This is a genomic window from Komagataeibacter nataicola (assembly GCF_003207795.1).
GTDB classification, from domain to species: Bacteria; Pseudomonadota; Alphaproteobacteria; order Acetobacterales; family Acetobacteraceae; genus Komagataeibacter; species Komagataeibacter nataicola.
This window is the reverse complement of record NZ_NIRT01000014.1, coordinates 65,642-84,537: the sequence shown is the minus strand read 5'-3', so window position 1 is coordinate 84,537 and position 18,896 is coordinate 65,642. Positions and strand designations below refer to the sequence as shown.

Annotated in this window: 20 protein-coding genes; 11 read left to right on the top strand and 9 right to left on the bottom strand. The window is 64.0% G+C overall.

The window, feature by feature from the left end:
* Positions 1-105: 105 nt before the first annotated feature.
* The 4 genes from CDI09_RS18155 to CDI09_RS09685 all read left to right on the top strand — a co-directional run bounded on the left by CDI09_RS18155 (position 106) and on the right by CDI09_RS09685 (position 2,215).
* Positions 106-258, top strand: coding sequence for a hypothetical protein (locus CDI09_RS18155; RefSeq protein ID WP_167370202.1), 153 nt, complete (start codon positions 106-108; stop codon positions 256-258).
* A gap of 95 nt (positions 259-353) precedes the next feature.
* Positions 354-893, top strand: coding sequence for a hypothetical protein (locus tag CDI09_RS09695; RefSeq protein ID WP_146220867.1), 540 nt, complete (start codon positions 354-356; stop codon positions 891-893).
* A 159-nt stretch (positions 894-1,052) separates the two neighbouring features.
* Entirely contained in the window at positions 1,053-1,685 is a 633-nt protein-coding gene (locus CDI09_RS09690; RefSeq protein ID WP_236944454.1) for a hypothetical protein, read from the top strand.
* A 17-nt stretch (positions 1,686-1,702) separates the two neighbouring features.
* Positions 1,703-2,215, top strand: a complete 513-nt coding sequence (locus CDI09_RS09685; protein WP_078525920.1) for a peptide deformylase — start codon at positions 1,703-1,705, stop codon at positions 2,213-2,215.
* A 32-nt stretch (positions 2,216-2,247) separates the two neighbouring features.
* On the opposite strand, the gene CDI09_RS09680 is transcribed toward CDI09_RS09685, so the two are convergent.
* Both CDI09_RS09680 and phoU read right to left on the bottom strand, forming a co-directional pair.
* Positions 2,248-2,976, bottom strand: coding sequence for a response regulator (locus tag CDI09_RS09680; RefSeq protein ID WP_078525919.1), 729 nt, complete (start codon positions 2,974-2,976; stop codon positions 2,248-2,250).
* A gap of 5 nt (positions 2,977-2,981) precedes the next feature.
* On the bottom strand, positions 2,982-3,686 hold the full coding sequence (phoU, locus tag CDI09_RS09675; RefSeq protein ID WP_078527935.1) for a phosphate signaling complex protein PhoU: 705 nt from the start codon (positions 3,684-3,686) through the stop codon (positions 2,982-2,984).
* Between the two features lie 180 nt (positions 3,687-3,866).
* On the opposite strand from phoU, the gene CDI09_RS09670 reads away from it, so the two are divergent.
* Positions 3,867-6,194 (top strand): TonB-dependent receptor, encoded by a 2,328-nt coding sequence (locus CDI09_RS09670; RefSeq protein ID WP_078525918.1) that lies wholly within the window; start codon positions 3,867-3,869, stop codon positions 6,192-6,194.
* Here CDI09_RS09670 and CDI09_RS09665 read toward each other — a convergent pair.
* Entirely contained in the window at positions 6,143-7,513 is a 1,371-nt protein-coding gene (locus tag CDI09_RS09665; protein WP_078525917.1) for an MFS transporter, read from the bottom strand. The two genes, CDI09_RS09670 and CDI09_RS09665, sit on opposite strands and share 52 nt — an antisense overlap.
* A complete protein-coding gene (gene panB, locus CDI09_RS09660) occupies positions 7,510-8,340 on the bottom strand; it encodes a 3-methyl-2-oxobutanoate hydroxymethyltransferase (protein WP_078527933.1) in 831 nt (276 codons plus the stop codon). Before panB ends, CDI09_RS09665 begins: the two co-directional genes overlap by 4 nt.
* 430 nt (positions 8,341-8,770) lie before the next feature.
* Between panB and CDI09_RS09655 the strand changes: the two genes are divergently transcribed.
* Positions 8,771-9,766 (top strand): hypothetical protein, encoded by a 996-nt coding sequence (locus tag CDI09_RS09655; RefSeq protein WP_078525916.1) that lies wholly within the window; start codon positions 8,771-8,773, stop codon positions 9,764-9,766.
* A gap of 187 nt (positions 9,767-9,953) precedes the next feature.
* Entirely contained in the window at positions 9,954-11,948 is a 1,995-nt protein-coding gene (locus CDI09_RS09650; RefSeq protein ID WP_078527932.1) for an AAA family ATPase, read from the top strand.
* A 68-nt stretch (positions 11,949-12,016) separates the two neighbouring features.
* On the opposite strand, the gene CDI09_RS09645 is transcribed toward CDI09_RS09650, so the two are convergent.
* Positions 12,017-12,862: an acid phosphatase gene (locus tag CDI09_RS09645; protein WP_205836587.1), complete on the bottom strand. Its 846-nt coding sequence runs from the start codon at positions 12,860-12,862 to the stop codon at positions 12,017-12,019.
* 155 nt (positions 12,863-13,017) lie between these two features.
* On the opposite strand from CDI09_RS09645, the gene CDI09_RS09640 reads away from it, so the two are divergent.
* The gene (locus CDI09_RS09640; RefSeq protein WP_078525914.1) at positions 13,018-13,227 is read left to right on the top strand and encodes a hypothetical protein; all 210 of its coding nucleotides are present in this window, start codon (positions 13,018-13,020) and stop codon (positions 13,225-13,227) included.
* Positions 13,228-13,345: 118 nt separating this feature from the next.
* On the opposite strand, the gene CDI09_RS09635 is transcribed toward CDI09_RS09640, so the two are convergent.
* Entirely contained in the window at positions 13,346-14,110 is a 765-nt protein-coding gene (locus CDI09_RS09635; RefSeq protein ID WP_078525913.1) for an SDR family NAD(P)-dependent oxidoreductase, read from the bottom strand.
* Positions 14,111-14,213: 103 nt separating this feature from the next.
* Positions 14,214-14,570, bottom strand: a complete 357-nt coding sequence (locus tag CDI09_RS09630; protein ID WP_110571278.1) for a YidB family protein — start codon at positions 14,568-14,570, stop codon at positions 14,214-14,216.
* Positions 14,571-14,801: 231 nt separating this feature from the next.
* Between CDI09_RS09630 and CDI09_RS09625 the strand changes: the two genes are divergently transcribed.
* The 3 genes from CDI09_RS09625 to CDI09_RS09615 all read left to right on the top strand — a co-directional run bounded on the left by CDI09_RS09625 (position 14,802) and on the right by CDI09_RS09615 (position 17,623).
* Positions 14,802-15,119, top strand: a complete 318-nt coding sequence (locus CDI09_RS09625; RefSeq protein WP_078525911.1) for a hypothetical protein — start codon at positions 14,802-14,804, stop codon at positions 15,117-15,119.
* Positions 15,120-15,291: 172 nt separating this feature from the next.
* Positions 15,292-16,716 (top strand): cryptochrome/photolyase family protein, encoded by a 1,425-nt coding sequence (locus CDI09_RS09620; RefSeq protein WP_078525910.1) that lies wholly within the window; start codon positions 15,292-15,294, stop codon positions 16,714-16,716.
* 298 nt (positions 16,717-17,014) lie between these two features.
* Positions 17,015-17,623, top strand: coding sequence for a hypothetical protein (locus tag CDI09_RS09615; protein ID WP_236944452.1), 609 nt, complete (start codon positions 17,015-17,017; stop codon positions 17,621-17,623).
* Positions 17,624-17,899: 276 nt separating this feature from the next.
* Here CDI09_RS09615 and CDI09_RS09610 read toward each other — a convergent pair whose 3' ends face one another.
* Positions 17,900-18,109: a hypothetical protein gene (locus CDI09_RS09610; RefSeq protein WP_078525906.1), complete on the bottom strand. Its 210-nt coding sequence runs from the start codon at positions 18,107-18,109 to the stop codon at positions 17,900-17,902.
* A gap of 119 nt (positions 18,110-18,228) precedes the next feature.
* Positions 18,229-18,873 carry a glutaredoxin 2 gene (gene grxB / locus CDI09_RS09605; protein ID WP_078525904.1) on the bottom strand — a complete coding sequence of 215 codons (645 nt, stop codon included), beginning with the start codon at positions 18,871-18,873 and terminating at the stop codon, positions 18,229-18,231.
* Between the last annotated feature and the right edge of the window lie 23 nt (positions 18,874-18,896).

Sequence of the window (18,896 nt, the reverse complement as noted above, 5' to 3'; positions counted from 1 at the left end):
GTACGTGTGGAACCCCTCGGGCGGCGTGCCGGATTATGGCGTAAGCTACAACCGCCGCGTGGGCAACGAGGCCATTTTTGGCCTGCACAGCAGCATTACATTCTGATGGGCACCCCTGCCGCCCCGCATGAGCGGGGCTGGTCGGGCGCGATCGTGCTGCTGCTTATGGTGCTGCTCTTAGTACCCGGACGGGCCAATGCCCCCCACACCCGCAACGATACGCCCCGACAAAGGAAAAAAAGCACAGGGCCGCATTGAAAATTTGTATTATTGTACCGCCTCCCCCCGCCCTATAAACAACAGGGGAGGAATCCATGTCTTACTACGACAGATTTGATGATGTCCGAACCATCATGCGCACATCGGCAAACAACCGATGGCTGGAATGTTCCTCCACCGACCCCAAAGGCAGAACCACCTTCATCCTGCTCGACATCTGCAACATCATCCAGCTGAAACTGGAATATGATGGCACGGCCCTGTACCGGAACATTGGCGATGCCGGGCGCTATACCCTGCATGCTTTTGATGATCCCGTTCATGAACTTGCAGGCAGGCTTGGCACAAAAACCATTACACACATCATGCAGCCCGATTACCTCGTGCTGCATGATCTTGAGGATTATGAGGTTCTGGGCGCGGGCGCGCCCGCAGGCAAACAGCAGGGGCGGGCCTATAACGTGTGCAGCATGATCCATTGCGCGACATACGCCCTTTATGCCCGCTCCACCACGCCGGTATGCATCGTCTATGACTACGCCAGCATTACCCTGCGCTATAACCCCACCTGTGCACGTAGCAGGCCCAAAAGGCGCAGGCGCCGTGGCTTCCTCAGGCTGGTGAAATGGTTTTTCACGCCACCCAAACCCGGTGGCAGGAAATATGCGACGTGATGCCGCACGCCAGCGCGTAGCTGCCTTAAAAAAACATCGCAGCCATCAGGCAAAAACAGTTTCACGTCTTCTTTTTGCATTATATGGACCCTTGATGATACGGCCCGAACAACCCGCCGCATGACGGGTTTGCGCGCCCCACCAAAAAGGAAAAAACCGTTGCGCCGTCTTGTTGCTCTCTGCCTTCCGCTCACCATGGCCGCCTGCGCGCAGCATGCACCCCGCCCCATGGTCAATTACTGCAGCCAGCCCGCCATTGGCGCGGCCATCGTGCGCACGGCAAACCAAGGCGCGCCCACGGCCTCGCCCGCCATCCGTTTCGAGGGGGGCACGGTCAGGAGCTCGGTCTATAACGACCACGTGCAGGTACTCGCCTGCCATGGCAGCCTCGTGCGCGGCAATGGCACGCGCGAGGATGGCGTGGCCATCGCCCGCCTGTCGCACATGCATACGGACTGGAAATCCCTGTGGAGCACCACGGCTGCGACCCATCAGTGGCTGTCGGATGCCGATATCGCACGCAACCGGCAGGACCGTTACGCCAATTACTACGAACACACACCGCAGGCCTGCAAGCCCTACGCGCATGACCTGTTCTATGGCGCTCCGAAATCGGACAAGGAAACCGACCACCTGCGCGAGACACTGTATGACTGCCTGGCCGAGCATAACGTCAAGCCGCTGCGCCCCGTCTCGGGCGTGGAGCATACCTACAGCCCGTTTGGCCTGAATTTCTACATTCCCTACTACACCAACCTCAATGCGGATGATAACGGTCCCTTCCTTTACTGAAGCCCGGAACACCCGCCATGGCCATCGTGCCGATCATCCGCTACCCGCATGCGTGCCTCGAACAGGTCGCCCGCCCCGTTGACGCCACCAGCGCCGAAACAGCGCTTCTGGCCCGCGACCTGCTCGATACCCTGCGCGCGGCGCCGGGCCTGGGCATAACCGCAAGCCATGTGGGCCAGCCCCTGCGGCTGGTGGTGATCGACCTGCATGATGGCGCGGGCGCGCATGTCTATGCCAACCCCGAGGTCATCTGGCACGCTGATGATACCGCCACGATGGAGGAAGGCAGCCTGTCCATGCCGGGTATCCACGCGCCCGTCACCCGGCCCGCCCGCGTGCGGGTGCGCTATGACCGCCCCGATGGCACCGTGGCGGAAGACGAGGCCTGCGGCCTGCTGAGCGCCTGCCTGCAGCACGAGATCGACCAGACCAACGGCCTGTTCTGGACCCGGCGGCTGTCACGCCTGCGCCGCGAGCGCGCGCTCAGGCGGTATGCCAGGCTGGAACGCGAACATGAGGGCAATGGATAAAAGCTTCACCAGAAGCTTTTACCATTTTTGCATCAGTCCGCCTGGCCATCATCAAGCATGTAACCACTCGAGCGCACGGTGCGGATCAGGTCAGCCCCGCCCGTGGCGTTAAGCGCAAGGCGCAGGCGGCGGATATGTACATCCACCGTGCGTTCCTCCACATGGATGCGGTCATCCCACGCGGCCGCCAGGATCTCGGCGCGTGAGAACACCCGGCGCGGATGGCGCATGAGGTGCAGCAGGATACGGTATTCGGTCGGCCCCAGCGCAATGGTGCTGCCCGCGCGCGACACACGGCGCCCCCCGTGGTCGATCGTGACATCGGCAAAGGTCAGGACATCCCCCTCTGCCACGGCGGCAGCCGCAGCCCCCCGCCCCGCGCTGCGCCGCATCACCGCGCGCACGCGGGCATGCAGCACGTCCATGCCGCATGGCTTGACGAGGTAGTCATCCGCTCCGGTATCAAGCGCGTGAATCGAATCCTGCTCCTCGCCGCGCGCGGTGAGCATGATGATGGGCAGGTAGCGCGTAGCCGCCGCCATGCGCAGCCTGCGGCACAGATCCACGCCCGAAAGGCCGGGCATCATCCAGTCAAGCAGCACGAGGTCGGGTTTCCAGCTGGTCACGCCGGTCAGGGCATCAAGCCCGTTATCAACCGGCATGACCGTATGCCCCGCCGCCTCGAGGTTGTAGGTGAGCATGACGGACAGGGCGGCGTCGTCTTCTGCAACGAGGATGCGGAGCGGTTGATCAGCCTGCACGGGGTCTAGCTTCCCTGGCCCGAGAACCCGCCGCGTGGCCGCACCACGGGCAGGATCTCACCGGTGGCGGTGTAGTACACGCGCTCGGCAATGTTGGTGGCGTGGTCACCGATGCGCTCGAGGTTCTTGGCAATGAACAGCAGGTGGGTGCATGGCCCGATATTGCGCGGGTCTTCCATCATGTAGGTCACGAGTTCGCGGAACATGGCGTTGTAGAGTTCATCCACCGCCGTATCGGACTGCCACACCTCGCGCGCGAGATCGGGGTTGCGCTGGCTCAGGGCATCAATCGCGCGGCGCAGGTTGTCCTGCACCAGGCGGCCCATGCTGCGCAGGCCACTGAGCGAGATGCGCGAGGCCAGCAGTTCCGCGCGCAGCGAACGCCGCGCGATGGAGGCGGCGCAATCACCGATGCGTTCCATGTCTCCGGTGATCTTGAGGGCCGAGACCACCTCACGCAGGTCACCCGCCACGGGCGAGCGCAGGGCGAGGATGCGGATCACCATGGCCTCCACATCGCGCTCGAGCGCATCGACCTGCGGGTCGAGGTCGGCGGCGATGCCGGCGGCGTTCTCGTCACGGTCGGCAATGGCGGCAACGGCCTGTGAGGTCTGGCGTTCCACCAGTCCGCCCATGCGCGCCATCATGGAGCGCAACTGCTCGAGTTCCTGCTCGTAACTGCGTACGATATGTGCTGATTCCTGTCCCACCACCCGCAACCTTTTTGCCTGCCTGCCCGCGCAATCATGCACGATCCGCCCGATAACGGGGCTTACGATGCCTTATGGGACTATACTATATCGGTCCCCGATTTGTTCAAGACGATGTCATATCCCACCCGGATGAGACAGAATAATGAAATAAAAAGATATTTTTTCAGGAACGCCCTCATGCCGCGCCCGCCCTGCCGCCCCGTTGTGTTCCCTGCCACCTCCGCTGGCCGCCTGCATGTGCTCACGGTCGCACTCAGCACCCTGCTCGGCCTCGGGCCGGGCATGGCGGCGGCGGATGACACCACCACCACGCCTGCTGCGGCAAAACCACCCCGCCCGCCTGCTGCGGGCAAGGTGGAGCGCCTGACCGTAACCAGCCAGCGCGTGGTGGGCACCGAGCCCGGTGGCGGGCTGATCCGGGTGGAGGATGCGGCAAAATCGGTCAGCACCATCGGCACGGATTTCATGCGCAAGCAGGCCCCGAGTGCCACGGCGTTCGACATGGTCAGCCTGCTGCCGGGCGCCAATGTCTCCTCCTCCGACCCGCTGGGCTTTTCGCCGCAGACCAATATCAGCGTGCGCGGACTGGGCGGGGATTCGCTGGGTTATGTGCTCGAGGGCATGCCGCTCAACGATATCGCCTACTACAACGGCTATCCCGGCCAGTTTGCCGATACCGAGAATTACCAGAGCGTCTCGCTCGCCCAGGGGTCAGCCGATCTCGACTCCCCCGTGCTCAACGCGGCGGGCGGGCTGATGAGCATGACCTTCCGCGATCCGTCGATGCGGGCGGGCGGGTATGCGGATGTTTCCTACGGCTCATACAACACCAACCGCCAGTTCCTGCGGCTTGAAACCGGGCAGATCGGGCATACCGGCCTGCGGGGCTTCGTGTCCTACTCGCACGGCTATACCGATAACTGGCGCGGACCGGGCCATGACGAGCGCCAGCATATCGACTTCAAGTTCCTGCGCGAATGGGGGCAGGGCAACCGGGTCTCGCTGATCGGCACATGGAACACCATGGTGGCCAGCTACTACCCGCCGGTTGACAAGTCTGACTGGCAGGCCCAGGGCGTGCATGGCGCGGCCAACAACCTTGCCGCCACCTACAACCCCAACAATGCCGCTGGCGGCACCGATTACTGGGAGCTGTACCGCCAGCCCGAGCGCATTGCCTACCTTGCCGCCCCCGCGCGCTTTACGCTGGCGCGCGACCTGCACCTCAAGGTCACGCCCTATGCCCAATGGAGCTATGGCAACGACCCCGGCGGCACGACGCTGGGCGATGCCGGGCTTTCAGGCGGGGCAGATGCGGGCACGGTGGTGCGCTCGAACTGGACCCAGACCAGCTACCGCTCGGGCTTCAACGCCACGCTCGACTGGCAGCTTGGCAACCATGACCTCGTGTTCGGCTACTGGTATGACTACTCCGATGACAGCGAGCACCAGCCCTTCACCGCCGTGAACGCGCAGGGCTACGCGCCCGATATCTGGGTGGACCGCATCAGCCGCACCCTGCTCGATGGCAATGGCCAGCAGGTCGATGCGGGCAGCTACCACATGATTTCCCAGACCAACGCGCTCTATATCGGCGACCGGATGCATTTCCTGCACAAGAAGCTGATGGTGGATGTGGGCTTCAAGGAAGTGATGCTCGACCGCACCGGCACCACCACATCGGGCGGCGTGCAGACGGCGGCAGGCAGCAACAGCGCAACACCGCTGCCGCGCATCGCCATCCGCTACCAGATCACGCCACGCCACATGGTGTTCTTCAACACCACCACCAATTTCCGCACGCCTGATGAAAGCGCGCTGTTTGGCGGGGTAACGGCCAGCGGCACCGCAACGCAGCTTAAAAACGAATATTCCGTGTCCGAGGAACTCGGCTACCGCTACAATGGCGACCTGATCGTGGGCAGCCTGACGCTGTTCAACTACAATTTCACCAACCGCGAAATCCAGACCCTGCTCAACGTCAATGGCGCGCAGGTGGATTCCACCATCAACGGTGGCGGCCAGACCTCACGCGGGGTGGATGTGGAGATCGGGCTCAAGCCATGGCACCACTTCGCCCCCTACCTGTCGGGCGAATACCTGCACGCCACCATCGACAGCGACATTCCATCAGCCACCGGCACGCTGGCAACCCGCGGCAAGATGGCGGTGGAAAGCCCCACGCTTCAGGCCTCGGCGGGGCTGAGTTATGATGACGGGCATTTCTTTGGGCTGGCTTCGGTGCATTATACCGGGCGGCAGTATTCAACCTTCATGAATGACGAGCGCATGCCCGACCACACCACGGGCAACCTCGCCATCGGTTACCGCATGGATGACCATGCCTTCCTCTCGCACCCCGAATTCCGCATGAACTTCATCAACATCACCAACCAGCATTACCTCTCTGGCGTGGCCACGCCCACGCTCACCAGGGCCGACGGGCCGCAATATTACGTGGGCGGCGGGCTGGCGGTGCTGTTTACCGCCGCCACGGGGTTCTGAGCCGCAAGCCCGCGCAGCACCACCGCGCCCGCCAGCAGGTACAGCACGGCGGGCACCAGCAGAAAGCCCGCATGGATGCCCGCCTGCGCCTGCACCGTCTGTTGACCCGCGCCACTGACCAGCCCTGCCGCCGCCAGCACGCCCGCCAGCAGGCTGCCGCCAATGTCAAACGCCATTTTTGACGCCGTGGAATTGAGCGCCCAGCCCAGCCCCACCGCGTGCAGTCCGTCCGCACTGCCTTCATGCCGCATGGCCTGCGCCAGCAGGGTGAAGCAGGCCGGGTTGCACACACCCACGCACAGCCCGAACAGCGCCAGCCCCACCCCGGTCACATCCAGCCGCGCCGGCAGCCCGTAGGCCAGCAGCAGGATGCCCCCTGCCGCAACCGTGCCGCGCCGCATGACCATGCCCGGCCCCCACCATGCGCACAAAGGCAGGGAAAGCCCGCACCCTGCCAGCACCATCAGGCTCATCATGCCCAAAAGCCAGCCCGCCATGTGGTCGCCCGCATGCACCACGTAACGCACGTCATACACCAGCGCGCCGAACAGAAAGGTGCTGCCCAGCATGGTCAGCAGCATGGCTCCCGTCAGCCGCCGCCATGCCCGGTTGGCCAGCAGCGACACAACGAGCTGCCGGGGTGCGACATCACCCCCATCCGTCGCCACGCGCTCGTGGCACAGCCGCGCGGGCAGCCACACCAGCCCCCCCACCACGCACGCCACCCCCGTCATGAACAGGGCGAAGCCCGCCTGCCGGTTGCCGTGGCCCAGAAAATCCACGGCAGGCAGGGTGGCCATGCTGACTGCCAGCCCGCCCAGCGTGGCCCCCACCATGCGGCTCGTGGCCAGGCGCAGGCGGATGGCAGGATCGGATGAAATCAGGCTGGTCATGACGCCATAGGCGGTATTGACCACCCCGTAGCTCACGCACAGCCCCATATAGGCAACACCCGCGCACAGCCCGCGCACCGCTATGGGCCAGCCGCGCGGCAGCGGCACGAAGGTCAGCACCACCAGCACCATGAACGGCACGAGCCCGCCGCGCAGCAGCGGCAGGGCCTGATGACCCGCGGGCCTGCGGTCGATCCACAGCCCCACGGCCGGATCGGTCACGAGACTGACCGCGCGCGCGGCCAGCAGCATGAACCCCACCATGCGGGCAGGAAAAAAGCAGATATCGGTATAGAAATACGCCAGGTAGCTGAGCATCAGCCCCCAGATGATGTTGAACCCCGCATCACCCGCGCCAAATGCCACGATCTCCTTCAGCCCCACGCATGCGGGAGGAGGTGGCACCGGCGCGGGCGGGCGCATCATCCCGGCGTGACCGCGCGGCGGATGCCAAAACATTCTTCCGGCCCCGGAAAGCGGCGGGTGCGCACATCCTCGGCATAACGGGCCACCGCACCGTCAATCATATCGCCCACATCGCCATAACGGCGCACGAAGCGCGGGGTGACCGTGCCGAACATGCCCAGCATGTCATCAACCACCAGCACTTGCCCATCGCACGCAGGCGAGGCCCCGATGCCGATCACCGGCACCGGCACGGCGGCCACGATCTCGCGCGAGACGGATTCGACCGTGCCCTCAAGCACCACGGCAAAGGCTCCGGCATCCGCAATGGCATGGGCATCATCGCGCACCTTGCGCGCCTGCGCCTCGTCACGCCCCTGCGTGCGAAAGCCGCCCGTGGCGTTGACCGCCTGCGGCATCAGCCCCACATGCCCGCAGACGGGAATGCCACGCTCGGCCAGAAAGCGCACGGTTCCGGCCATTTCCACCCCGCCTTCAAGTTTGACCGCGCCGCAGCCGGTTTCAGCCATGAGGCGGGCGGCGTTGCGAAAGGCCTGCTGCGGCGATTCCTGATAGGAGCCAAAGGGCATGTCCACCACAACCAGCGCGCGCTGCGAGGCCCGGACCACGGCGGCGCCATGGGCAACCATCATGTCCATGCTCACGGCCAGCGTATCAGGCATGCCGTACACCACCATGCCCAGCGAATCCCCCACAAGCATCACATCGACATGCGCATCGAGCCTGCGGGCCATGGGCGCGGTATAGGCCGTAAGCCATACACCGGGTTCCTCACCCTTGCGCACATCGCGGATGGTCCGCCGCCGGGGCTGCTCCCCTTTGCCCATGCCTGCCATTTTCCTGCCATATCCATTGCGTTACGATGATATCTGGATATTGCAGCCCACCGGTCTTGGCAAATCCTCCCGCCGCCGTGGCGGCATGAGGCCATGGGCAGGCGGGCGCAATCGGGGGGAACCCCTACGCTATTCTTAACAGAACCGAAAGAGACCTATCCGTGCAGCCAGAGGGAAATCTGTCATGGATTTAATGTGATATTAATTACTATTATCACATAATATGCCTATGATATACATCAATACGGCAGCCAACGACCCCTTCATGCAGGCCTCACCCCATAACAAGGCGCATGCCGTATTTTCCATGTGACCCCGCCCCCATCCCTGTGGCGCATGGTTCCGCGCGGTGCAGGCCCCTCCTGCCCGTTCCACCACCAGTCTCAACCGTTCTGGCCACAGATACTTCAAGGACCGCCCGATGCGTGAAACACGTACCGCCCTGGCTGCCTGGCATCTGCAGCATTCCCGCCCTGAATGCCTGGTAAGCTATTTCGACCCCTGGCAGCCGGTCGCACGGCAGCTTGACCTGCTTGCCAACCGCTTCCAGGCCGTGAAAGCCCTGTGCGACGCCGACCGCGACAGCCTCGCCGTGGAAGATGACGCATTGGCGCAACTGCGTGATTCGCTGGCGTTTCACCTGCTCAAGGCCTGTGTGTGGTGGCAGGTGGATTTCGCGCCCCGCGCGGTAACGGGGCTGTCGGCGCCGCATTTCATGGAGCACGCCCACCGCCATACCGCACGGCATGTGGATGATGAAACGATGCTCGATGTCATGACATGGCAGCATTACATGCACCGCGCCGATAGCGGCCACATCATGGTAACCGGCACAGACCCGCTCTACCGTGGCAGCACCAGCATCGTGTACGGCATTGACGGGCATCGGGGCTTCCGCTTCGCCATGCAGCGCCCCGGCCAGAAGCTGGCGTGGAACGACATCACCCACCCGGATTTCATTGCCGCCAGCCTCAACGCCCGCGCGCTGCACTGCCTGATCGAGACGGAATGCGCCGCCATTGGCGAATGGGATCAGGCGCGTGAGGAGCATATCCAGGCCGCCCGCCACCATGCCCGGCACTTCCACATCGTGGGGCAGGCCGACCCCGTGGCGCGCTATGCCGCGGCCCTTGAGCAGTTCAGCCGGTGCCAGTCGCGCTTCGGGCGGTTCGCGTTCGAGAACATCGTCAACCACATGGCGTTTGCCGTGGTCCATGCCGCTCATGAGCAGGGCCTGAGCCTGGTCGGCCTCCTGCGCCAGGGCGAAGAGAATCCGGCAAGCTCAAACATGGTCGACAGCCTGAAAAGGCGCGCGCACGCCCACGTCACCACCGGCACCGACCCGCTGCGCCAGACGGAACTCGTGGCCATGCTCAACCGGGTTGAAACCGGCTTCGCCCTCTCTAACGGGCGATAAGACAGGGGGAGAAGAAAACATATTCTTCTCCCCCCACGACATCCGGGCCTGCAATACCTATATTCAGCAGGAGTAGCAGGAGACCCGATATATGGCATTGGCCAAAAGCAGACGACCGGCACCCCGCCGCAGGACGGTACAGCCCCGCTCACCGCGTGTACGCGGCGAGACCCGCCGCCTGCTGGAAATGCTGTGCGTGCTGCATGGTTCGATCCATCGCGGATCGCGTGATGCCGGTGCCCTCGTGCGCTGCGTGGTGCAGGCGCAGCCCGATCTTGGCCTGCCCGACAAGGACCTGCCCGCCGCCCCCCGCCATGATGGCGAGAACCCGCCCACCGCCACGGAATGGAAGCGCCTGGGCCATGCGCTGGAGGAAATCCGCCTCCAGCACATGAATGACCGGGGCTACGTGGATGCCTGGCTTGATGAACTCAGCCACGCCACCGGCCTTGGCAGCGTTGCCAGCGAAGTGCTCGGCCTTGCCATGTGCTACCGCCTGAACGGGCATTTCGAGCAGTTATGGGATGACCTGTGCGAAAACCGCTCGCGCGGGCCGTTCCTGTGCGAGGACATTCCGCTGCTGCACCTGCTGCTTGGCCAGGAGGAGGATGCGATCGCCACGGCCCTCGCCCCCGATGGCCAGCTGCGCATGAGCGGGCTGATGACCGTGGATGAGGATGGCGACATCACGCTCCTGCCCCGGCTGATGGCGCTGATGAACCGCCGCGCCAGCGTGGTGGGTGATATCCGCTCCATGCTGCTTGGCCAGCCCCGTGCCGCCACCCTGCCGTGGGAGGCCTTCGCCCATCTGGGCCAGCAGGCCGAGATTGCGGCCAGGCTGCTCAAGGCAGCGGTGGCCACCCATGCCAGCGGCATCAACATCCTGCTTTATGGGCCGCCGGGCACCGGCAAGACCGAATTTGCCGCCACCCTTGCGCGGCATATTGGCGCGACACTGTACCCCGTGGGCGAGGCCGACAGCGCGGGCGATGAACCCTCGCGCCATGAGCGCCTTGCCGACCTGCGGTGCAGCACGCGCCTGCTGCGCAACACCGAGTCCATCCTTCTGTTCGATGAGGCGGAGGACCTGTTTACCTCCAGCCTGTTCGACGCGCCGCAATCCTACAGCCGCGTGTTCTTTCACCGCCTGCTCGAGCAGGGTGGCACGCCGGTGATCTGGACCGCCAACGACCTCGATACCCTCGGCCCCGCCATCGCCCGGCGCATGGCGCTGTGCATCGAGGTGCGCCAGCCCGGCATCGGCGTGCGCACACGCCTGTGGCAGGACATGGCGCGTGAGGAGAAAGTGGCCCTCGCCCCGCAGGATGCGGCTGATCTTGCCCGCACCATACCGGCAGCACCCGGCATCTTTCGCAACGCGCTGCGCTCCACCCACCTTGCAGGCGGCGATTCGGCCATGGCCAGCCTGATCGCTACCGGCATTGCGCGGGCGGCGGCAGGCGGGCAGATGCCCATGCCCTCGCAGCCCGACGTGACGGATTACGACGCCACCCTGATCAATGCCGATTGCGACCTGCAGGCCCTGACCACACGCCTCGCCCGCCCCGGCGCGCCCCGTGCGGTCTCGCTGCTGCTGTCCGGGCCACCGGGCTCGGGCAAGAGCGCCTATGCCCGCCACCTTGCGGCACAGATGGACATGCCCGTGCTGCAAAAGCGCGCCTCTGACCTTCTGGACAAATATGTGGGCCAGAGCGAGCAGCAGATTGCCGCCGCCTTCGCCGAGGCGTGCGACAGCGGCGCTTTCCTGATCATTGACGAGGCCGACAGCCTGCTTGGCGACCGCCGCTCCGCCGAGCGGTCATGGGAGATCAGCCAGGTCAACGAGATGCTGACCTGGATGGAACAGCACCCGCTGCCGTTTGCCTGCACCACCAACCTGGTGGAAAAGCTGGACCCGGCCAGCATGCGCCGCTTCCTGTTCCGCGCGCGCTTTGGCTACCTGAACGCAACACAGGCGGCGCATGCGTTCTCACGCTTTTTCGGGCAGGATGCGCCAGCCGCGCTGCGGCATCTGCACACCCTCGTACCCTCGGATTTCGCGCTGGTGCTGCGTCGGGCGCGGCTGCTGGATGAAAACCCCACGCCCGACGAACTGCTTGAACGCCTGCGCACGGAAACCGCAGGCCGCGAGGGCAACCGCAAGATCGGTTTTCTTTCCTGAAGAACAAGTAAACAAACGTTTTTGGGTGCCGCCTTTTTACAAAAAGGCGGTATTCTTCTGTTTACTGCTTACTGCGGCGGATGGGCGGCGGCATCAGCCTCGATAGCACATTCGGCGGCAGGAGGGGCTGCCATGGTGGCGTGCAGCGCCGTCACCTCCGCCCGCGCCGCATCCATTTCCTGCCTGAAGCCGTCATCCTGCTCCATGGCCGAATACAGCACGCCGCCATTGAGCCAGCCCGCCGCGACATCGCTCTGCCACTGCACGCCACAGACCACGCGGCTCTCACCAAACACGCGGGCGCGCTGCATGATCGCGGCCGTGCGGTCGGGCAGGATATCGGACAGGATCAGCCCCGTCACCCAGCCCAAAGTCGCATGGAGCGAGGGATAGGACGGGTCACGCTTGAGGTCGGTGCGAAGCGGGATGCAGGTGGGGAGTTCGGCCTCGGTAAAGGGGCGGGGCCGGTTCCACAGCGCTTTCTCGGCATTGACGGCAGGTGTCAGGCGCTTTTCGATCCGCGCTACAAGGCCAACGAGTTCGGGCAGATGCTCAGGCGGCAGGGTAAAGCCCACCGCACACGAAAAGGCCGAGACCATATGCGCGGGCGTATCGCGGTTATCGGCCTGTGCGAGTTTCCACCGTGGCGTGCCTTCAAGGGCGCGGGTCTCGGCAAAGACGGAAGCATCAGCCGCGCGCTGCGCCGTGTCCGGGCCGGGCGGCGGCGGCAGGAACACCTGCCCGTCGGGCAAAGGCGGGCCAGCAGGCGCATCGGCCTGCGCGGCCGGGTGGGAATGGACAGCATGATGAGCGGCGTGCGGATGTGCAACAGCCACCACAGGCGGCATGGCCAGCAGCCCCGTTACGGTACAGGCGGCCAGCCTGCGCGCCATGGCAGCACGATCGAGACGCATCTTGTTCCTGTCAGTTCAGCTTCTGCCGCAGGGCACGGCCATACCCTGCCCATAGCATGGGGCGCGGAAGGGGCAAATGCCACGCATGCCAGACGCATCTTCTGCGCCGGCGGGTTTTATGGCATGCTGGCCCGACAAGCTGGAGGCACGCCCCGATGAACCGCAGAAACCCGATATGGCCCACTACCGTCAGCCCCGTGCGGATCGGGCTGTGCGTGATCGGGCTGACGCTGGTACTCGTCCAGTTCATTCACGGGCTGAACATCAGCCCCAATGCCATGCCGGGCCAGGTCATGTTCCATATCGCCATGCTGGCCCTGGGCGCCATCGTGTTCGTGGCGGGCATGTGGGGGCCTTCGCTTTAAATAACGCCGTTAAACCAAACTATTGAAAAATAATAAAAGTTTTTGGAGAAGCTTTTTCCAAAAGCTTTGAAGGACGCCACCATTCCGGCAAAAGGCGACGCCCCTAAACCCTTGGGTTTCAGCGCCCGCCCGATACCGTCATGACGCTGCCCGTCATGTACGATGATGCGGGCGACAGCAGGAACGCCACCGCCTGCGCAATCTCGTCCACATGGCCCACGCGGCCCATGGGCACCACGGTCTCGGCCAGCTTCGCGGTCTCGGGGGGGACCATGTCGGTCGCGGTCAGGCCGGGCGCCACCGCATTGACGCGGATGCCCTCACGCGCGACCTCATTGGCCAGGCCACGCGTAAAGGTCTCGACCGCCGCCTTGGTGGCGGCATAGGGCACAAGCCCCGGCAACCCGCCCAGCCGCGCCGCAACGGAAGACAGGTTCACGATCACGCCCCCTTTGCCGCCATGGCGGGTGGACATGCGGCGCACCGCCTCGCCCGCGGCCAGCATGGTGGCGCGGATATTGATGTTGAACAGCGCATCGAGCGTCTCGGCGCTCTGCTCATCCACCCGCACCTTGGTGCCGGTTACACCGGCATTGTTGACCAGCCCCCACAGCGGCCCGAGCTCATGCGCGCGCGTGAACAGGGTGCGGATCTCGCCCGGCTTGGAAAGATCGGCCCTGATGGCCATCGCCCGGCCACCCTGTTCGGTAATGGCGCGGGCCAGCGCCTCGGCCGGGGCGGCGTTGGTGGCGTAATTGATGGCCACCGCATGCCCCTCACGCGCCAGCAGGGCGCTGATGGCATGGCCAATGCCCCGGCTGCCCCCCGTTACGATCACGACGCCGGGGGTCTTGGGCGATGCGGGGGAATGGGCGCTGTTCATGAAGCTGTCCTGCCTGCTGTGAAGTGTCCGATAAGGGGATCATAGGCCCCTGCCCCCGCCTGCAAACCAGAAAACGCGCCCGTTTGCAGGCAGCCGGCGTATATCAGCCATCCAGTCGTGCAAGGTGGGGCAGCAGATCACCAAGCCCCTTGATGGTGGCGGAACGTGACAGCCCGGTTTCATCCGAGAACCGGCCAATGACGGGGTCAGGGATCAGTGTTGTCACCACGCTTTCATCAACCGATGTGTTGGTGGGATGGTTTTCCCAGCCGATGACCTGCTCTTCCAGCCCGGCCTTGCGGGCGCGGGCATGCAGGTCCTTGCGGCCGGGGCTGTTGGCATTGCCCATATAGGCGATGACCGCGCTCATCAGGCCCGATGTATCGGTGCGGGCACCGGTCAGCACATCAGCAACCTTGCCTGCGGCCTGTCCGATCTGATCCGTACGGGTGGTAGCCATGGTGTATGCTCCTTTGTGGTCTGACGTTGTGGTCATGACAGGCCAACGAAGGCAGGACGCCATTCGTGCCATCACGGATTTATGAAGACTGTCCTGTATTTTTCAGGGAACTTCCGGAGCACGTGCCTCATCACCCTGTTATGACAAAAAAGGTTGACAGCTGTAGCAAACTGCAATGCGCTGTGAGGCGGCAAGACCACGCCGCCTTGAAAAAACAGAGGAGAAAACGCAATGCGACGCCTGCCCGATGTCCGGCGTTCCACCACGCATGGGCTGCTTGCGCTAGTCTGTGTTGCCACGGGTGTTGCCTGCGCCACGCCACCCACCCATGCGGCCGAGCGCGGCGATCAGGCCAGCGCGTGCAAGGGCGATGTGTTCAGGCTCTGCTTTCTCGACATTCCGAACGAAAAACTGATGACGGAATGCCTGGAAAGCAAGCTCGACCAGCTCTCGCCCAAATGCCGGGCCATGTTCGAGGATGATAGCCCGCCCGAGGCCACGGGCACGCCCGCGCAGCCTCCGCCGCCCGCGCCCCCTGCCCCGCACTGAAAACATGCGGGCCTGCGCCCAAACGGATTTCCGGGTGAAACTTTTACCCCATTATCAATGATCTGGTTCCAGACGATCGCTTAAACCGGCATGTAATGGCGATGGGCGATTATTTGACGGCCCGCCATTTGTACCCCACACAAATAGCCCGTATTTCTGGAACAGGGTCGTCATGCCTGATTATGCTCCCACCATCATGTGGTTTCGTGATGACCTGCGGCTGGCGGATAACCCGGCCCTTTCTGCCGCGGTGGCGGCAGGGCCGGTGGTGTGCGTGTATATCCACGACCCCGCGCTGAAGCTGGGCGGGGCCGAGAAATGGTGGCTGCATGGCGCGCTTGAAGCCCTTGATGCCGACCTGCGCGCGCATGGCGGGCAGCTATGCCTCATGACGGGCGCGGAGCAGGACAGTCTTGTATGGCTTGCACGCGCCCTGGGCGCGCGTGGCGTGGAATGGAACCGCCGTTATGCCGGGCCTGCCCGCACGCGTGATGCCGCGATCAAGGCTACGCTGAGAGCCGGGGGTCTGGCAGCGCAGAGCCACCCCGGCAACATGCTGCATGAACCATGGCAGGTGCGCACGAAGCAGGGCAGCCCCTTTCGCGTTTTTACGCCATGGTGGCGGGCGCTGCAGGCCATGGGGCCGCCGCTGCCGCCGCTGCCCGTGCCGCATGGCCTGGCCACGGCTCTGGCGGCGGCCCCGGTGCAGGCCGCCGCAACCGAACGGCTTGTGCCGCTGGCCGCCCTGTCGCTCCGCCCCGCCACACCCGACTGGGCGGCGGGCCTGCGCGCCACATGGCAACCCGGCGAGGCAGCCGCCCGCAAGCGGCTTGATACATTCGTGGCGGAGCGCCTGCCCGGCTATGCCACCGCGCGTGACCTGCCCGCCCAGCCCGCCACGTCGGGCCTTTCACCATGCCTGCGCTTTGGTCATCTCTCATCCCGGCAGGTGTGGCACGCGGTTGATGCTCACGGCGCGGGCGACCGCGACGCTGCGAGCTTCCTGAGTGAGCTCGGGTGGCGTGATTTCGCCCATTCCACCCTGTTTGACTTTCCTGATATGGCAACGCGCAGCCTGCGACCCGAATTCGACGCCATGCCCTGGCGCACCGACCCCGCCGGGCTGCGGGCCTGGCAGCGTGGGCGCACGGGCTACCCCATCATCGACGCGGGCATGCGCGAACTGTGGCACACGGGCTGCATGCATAACCGCGTGCGCATGATCGTGGCGTCTTTCCTGACCAAGCACCTGCTGCTCGACTGGCGGGTGGGCGAACAGTGGTTTGCCGATACGCTGGTGGATGCCGATGTAGCGAGCAACCCGTTCAACTGGCAGTGGGTGGCCGGGTGCGGGCTGGATGCGGCCCCGTATTTCCGTATTTTCAACCCGGTGCTGCAAGGCGAGAAATTCGACCCCGAGGGCGCATATGTGCGGCACTGGGTGCCCGAAATCGCGCGCCTGCCGGGACGCGCCATCCACACGCCATGGAAAGCCGACCTGCCCGCAGGCACCCGCTACCCCACGCCCGTGGTGGATCTGGCGGGCGGGCGGACCCGCGCGCTGGCAGCATGGAAAGCGCTCCAGCCCCGATTATAGACCATACACCCTGTAAGTAGACAGCCGCCTCATATGGTGTTAGGGATCTCTCTAACGGTAACAGATATTATGTATTAATTATTATATGAAACTAATTCCCGCCATTCCTCGAAAGACGGGAAGGCCCTGACATGGCCACGCCTTTTCACAGACTGATCGCGGTATTTTTTAGCTGGTAAGCAACAATATCTCAAAAACGGCAATATTTTAATCATGTCTCCCGTGCTGGCGACATGCACGCAGCACCTGGAGGCAGGATTTAATGGGTAGCAGGAACAGGTATGGCTCCGTACAGGCAGTGTCCTGTGAGAACGGGCAGTTTGTCCTTGTGTCCGGTCATTTCGATATGGATTCGATCCAGCAGATCATGGCCCGGTACCGCAGGGAGGGCGGCGTGTCCGTCCGCTGGGGCAATGAATGCCCCATCGTGGCGCGTAGCGGTGCCTGGCTGAGCACGACCCTGACCGAACTTGACGGGTGGAACGCAGGCACCCTGAACCTTGACGGGGGCACGATCATCGTGGGCCATGCCCAGGGCACGAGCGTGACCATGCTGCCGGTGAACGTGCGGGCGGGCGGAGGCACCCTGATGTTTGACAGCGGCACGAAAGATGGCGGCAGCCTGCTCGTTGACCTCAAGCGCATGTGTGACCCCCACGCCACGCTGAAACTGGTCTTTGCAGGGCTGGAGCAGCAGTTTGCCGCCTATGATCCCATGACGGACATGACCCTTGTCGGGCTGCCCCCCGCCAGCGACACCGTGGAGGGCTGGGTTGCCCTGCGGCTTGATGGCAACCCGTGGCACATCACCTGCCCCACGACCATAGAAGGCGCGCCCCTGCCCCAACTGCGCCGCGAATGGCAGGCCAACGGGCAGCCGCATGTGACCCTGCGCCTGCCGGGCTGAAAAAGGGCGTCAGAACAAATCACGAAAAAAGGAGGACTCTGCATTCCGGTGCATGATCTCCGCAAGCGTCAACAGACTTATCCACAGGCTTGCGTGAAAGATTCCATCTTGCGAATCCTGTTTCCTGTTGCGACAAAGAGACAATAAATGGCTATTTTCCGCCAGAATCAGGATTCTTTTTGTGCCCTTCTTTACGCCTGCGGTTTCCTGTGCAGGGGACTCGGCCAGATTACGGTGAAAAAAATCCACACCTGACCGGCCCGTTCCAGCAGGGACTCAGCCATTCAGTCCCGGTTCGCCGTCATGTTCCGCAAGGGCGGACGGCGGCTGGCCGGGCAGGGCGAAGTGAACCAGAAGCTCGTGGGGCAGATTTTCGGTAAAAACCTGGTCGAATCGCGCATGCAGCGACTGACGGACCCAGACCTCGAACGGTGTGCCGCCGCCTCGCCTGGCGGGGAGGAGCGGCGTATCGTGAAATGCTGGCATGGTGTCCCTCCCTGTAATGCCGGGCGTGTCATGCACAGGAAACGGTCAGGCCACGCTGACAGTTTCCTGCATCCGTGCCCCGGCGGGGCTGCCATGCGCGCGCGCCCCGCAATCCCGGCTCAGGCCGCCATGGAGTCGAGCAGCGGAATGCCGGTAGCCTGCGCCATGTGCGTGCAATACGCCCGCACCGGCGCGGGCCATGTAATTCCCGCCACCAGCGTCAGGTTGCGCAGGAAGGGAAAAAGATGGATGTCATCGGTTGAAAGCGTGCCGTTTACCGCCTCCGGGCTACGGATCAGTTCGGCCAAGCGGGGAAGTGCCGCGTTGATGCGGCCGATCAGGGCCGGGCTTTCAGCCAGGCGCTGATAAAACGGGCCAACCATCTCCTCCTTGTTGCGGATGAAATACAGCCGCGCCGCCGTGGTGGCGAATTCCGGCAGCGGCGTTCCCGCCGTGCGCGGCAGTGTCAGGTTCAGGTAGGGGCCTTGCATCTCCTTCATCCACGCGGTGATTTCAGGGCGCGTGGGGCCGGTCAGCAGGGGCCTGCCATCCATGGCATCGACATGGGCAACGATATCCATGCTTTCCCCCATGAAATGGCCGTCCTGTTCCAGAATCGGCACCATCTTGCAGCCGATCATGCGGGTGGGGGTTTCCACATCGTCATTGAGCAGCACGATATCGGTAACCGGCATGTGCTTGAGGCCAAAAATCATGCGCGGCTTCACGCAGAAGGGGCAGTGATCATAGATATAAAGTTTCATTGCAATTCCATGATGGTTCCGGG

Coding starts and splice junctions, on each gene's coding strand:
- CDI09_RS18155 (WP_167370202.1), top strand. CDS start 106: ATGGGCACCCCTGCCGCCCCGCATGAGCGGGGCTGGTCGGGCGCGATC.
- CDI09_RS09695 (WP_146220867.1), top strand. CDS start 354: ATGCGCACATCGGCAAACAACCGATGGCTGGAATGTTCCTCCACCGAC.
- CDI09_RS09685 (WP_078525920.1), top strand. CDS start 1,703: ATGGCCATCGTGCCGATCATCCGCTACCCGCATGCGTGCCTCGAACAG.
- CDI09_RS09670 (WP_078525918.1), top strand. CDS start 3,867: ATGCCGCGCCCGCCCTGCCGCCCCGTTGTGTTCCCTGCCACCTCCGCT.
- CDI09_RS09665 (WP_078525917.1), bottom strand. CDS start 7,513: ATGATGCGCCCGCCCGCGCCGGTGCCACCTCCTCCCGCATGCGTGGGG.
- panB (WP_078527933.1), bottom strand. CDS start 8,340: ATGGGCAAAGGGGAGCAGCCCCGGCGGCGGACCATCCGCGATGTGCGC.
- CDI09_RS09655 (WP_078525916.1), top strand. CDS start 8,771: ATGCGTGAAACACGTACCGCCCTGGCTGCCTGGCATCTGCAGCATTCC.
- CDI09_RS09650 (WP_078527932.1), top strand. CDS start 9,954: ATGCTGTGCGTGCTGCATGGTTCGATCCATCGCGGATCGCGTGATGCC.
- CDI09_RS09645 (WP_205836587.1), bottom strand. CDS start 12,862: ATGCGTCTCGATCGTGCTGCCATGGCGCGCAGGCTGGCCGCCTGTACC.
- CDI09_RS09640 (WP_078525914.1), top strand. CDS start 13,018: ATGAACCGCAGAAACCCGATATGGCCCACTACCGTCAGCCCCGTGCGG.
- CDI09_RS09635 (WP_078525913.1), bottom strand. CDS start 14,110: ATGAACAGCGCCCATTCCCCCGCATCGCCCAAGACCCCCGGCGTCGTG.
- CDI09_RS09630 (WP_110571278.1), bottom strand. CDS start 14,570: ATGGCTACCACCCGTACGGATCAGATCGGACAGGCCGCAGGCAAGGTT.
- CDI09_RS09625 (WP_078525911.1), top strand. CDS start 14,802: ATGCGACGCCTGCCCGATGTCCGGCGTTCCACCACGCATGGGCTGCTT.
- CDI09_RS09620 (WP_078525910.1), top strand. CDS start 15,292: ATGCCTGATTATGCTCCCACCATCATGTGGTTTCGTGATGACCTGCGG.
- CDI09_RS09610 (WP_078525906.1), bottom strand. CDS start 18,109: ATGCCAGCATTTCACGATACGCCGCTCCTCCCCGCCAGGCGAGGCGGC.
- grxB (WP_078525904.1), bottom strand. CDS start 18,873: ATGAAACTTTATATCTATGATCACTGCCCCTTCTGCGTGAAGCCGCGC.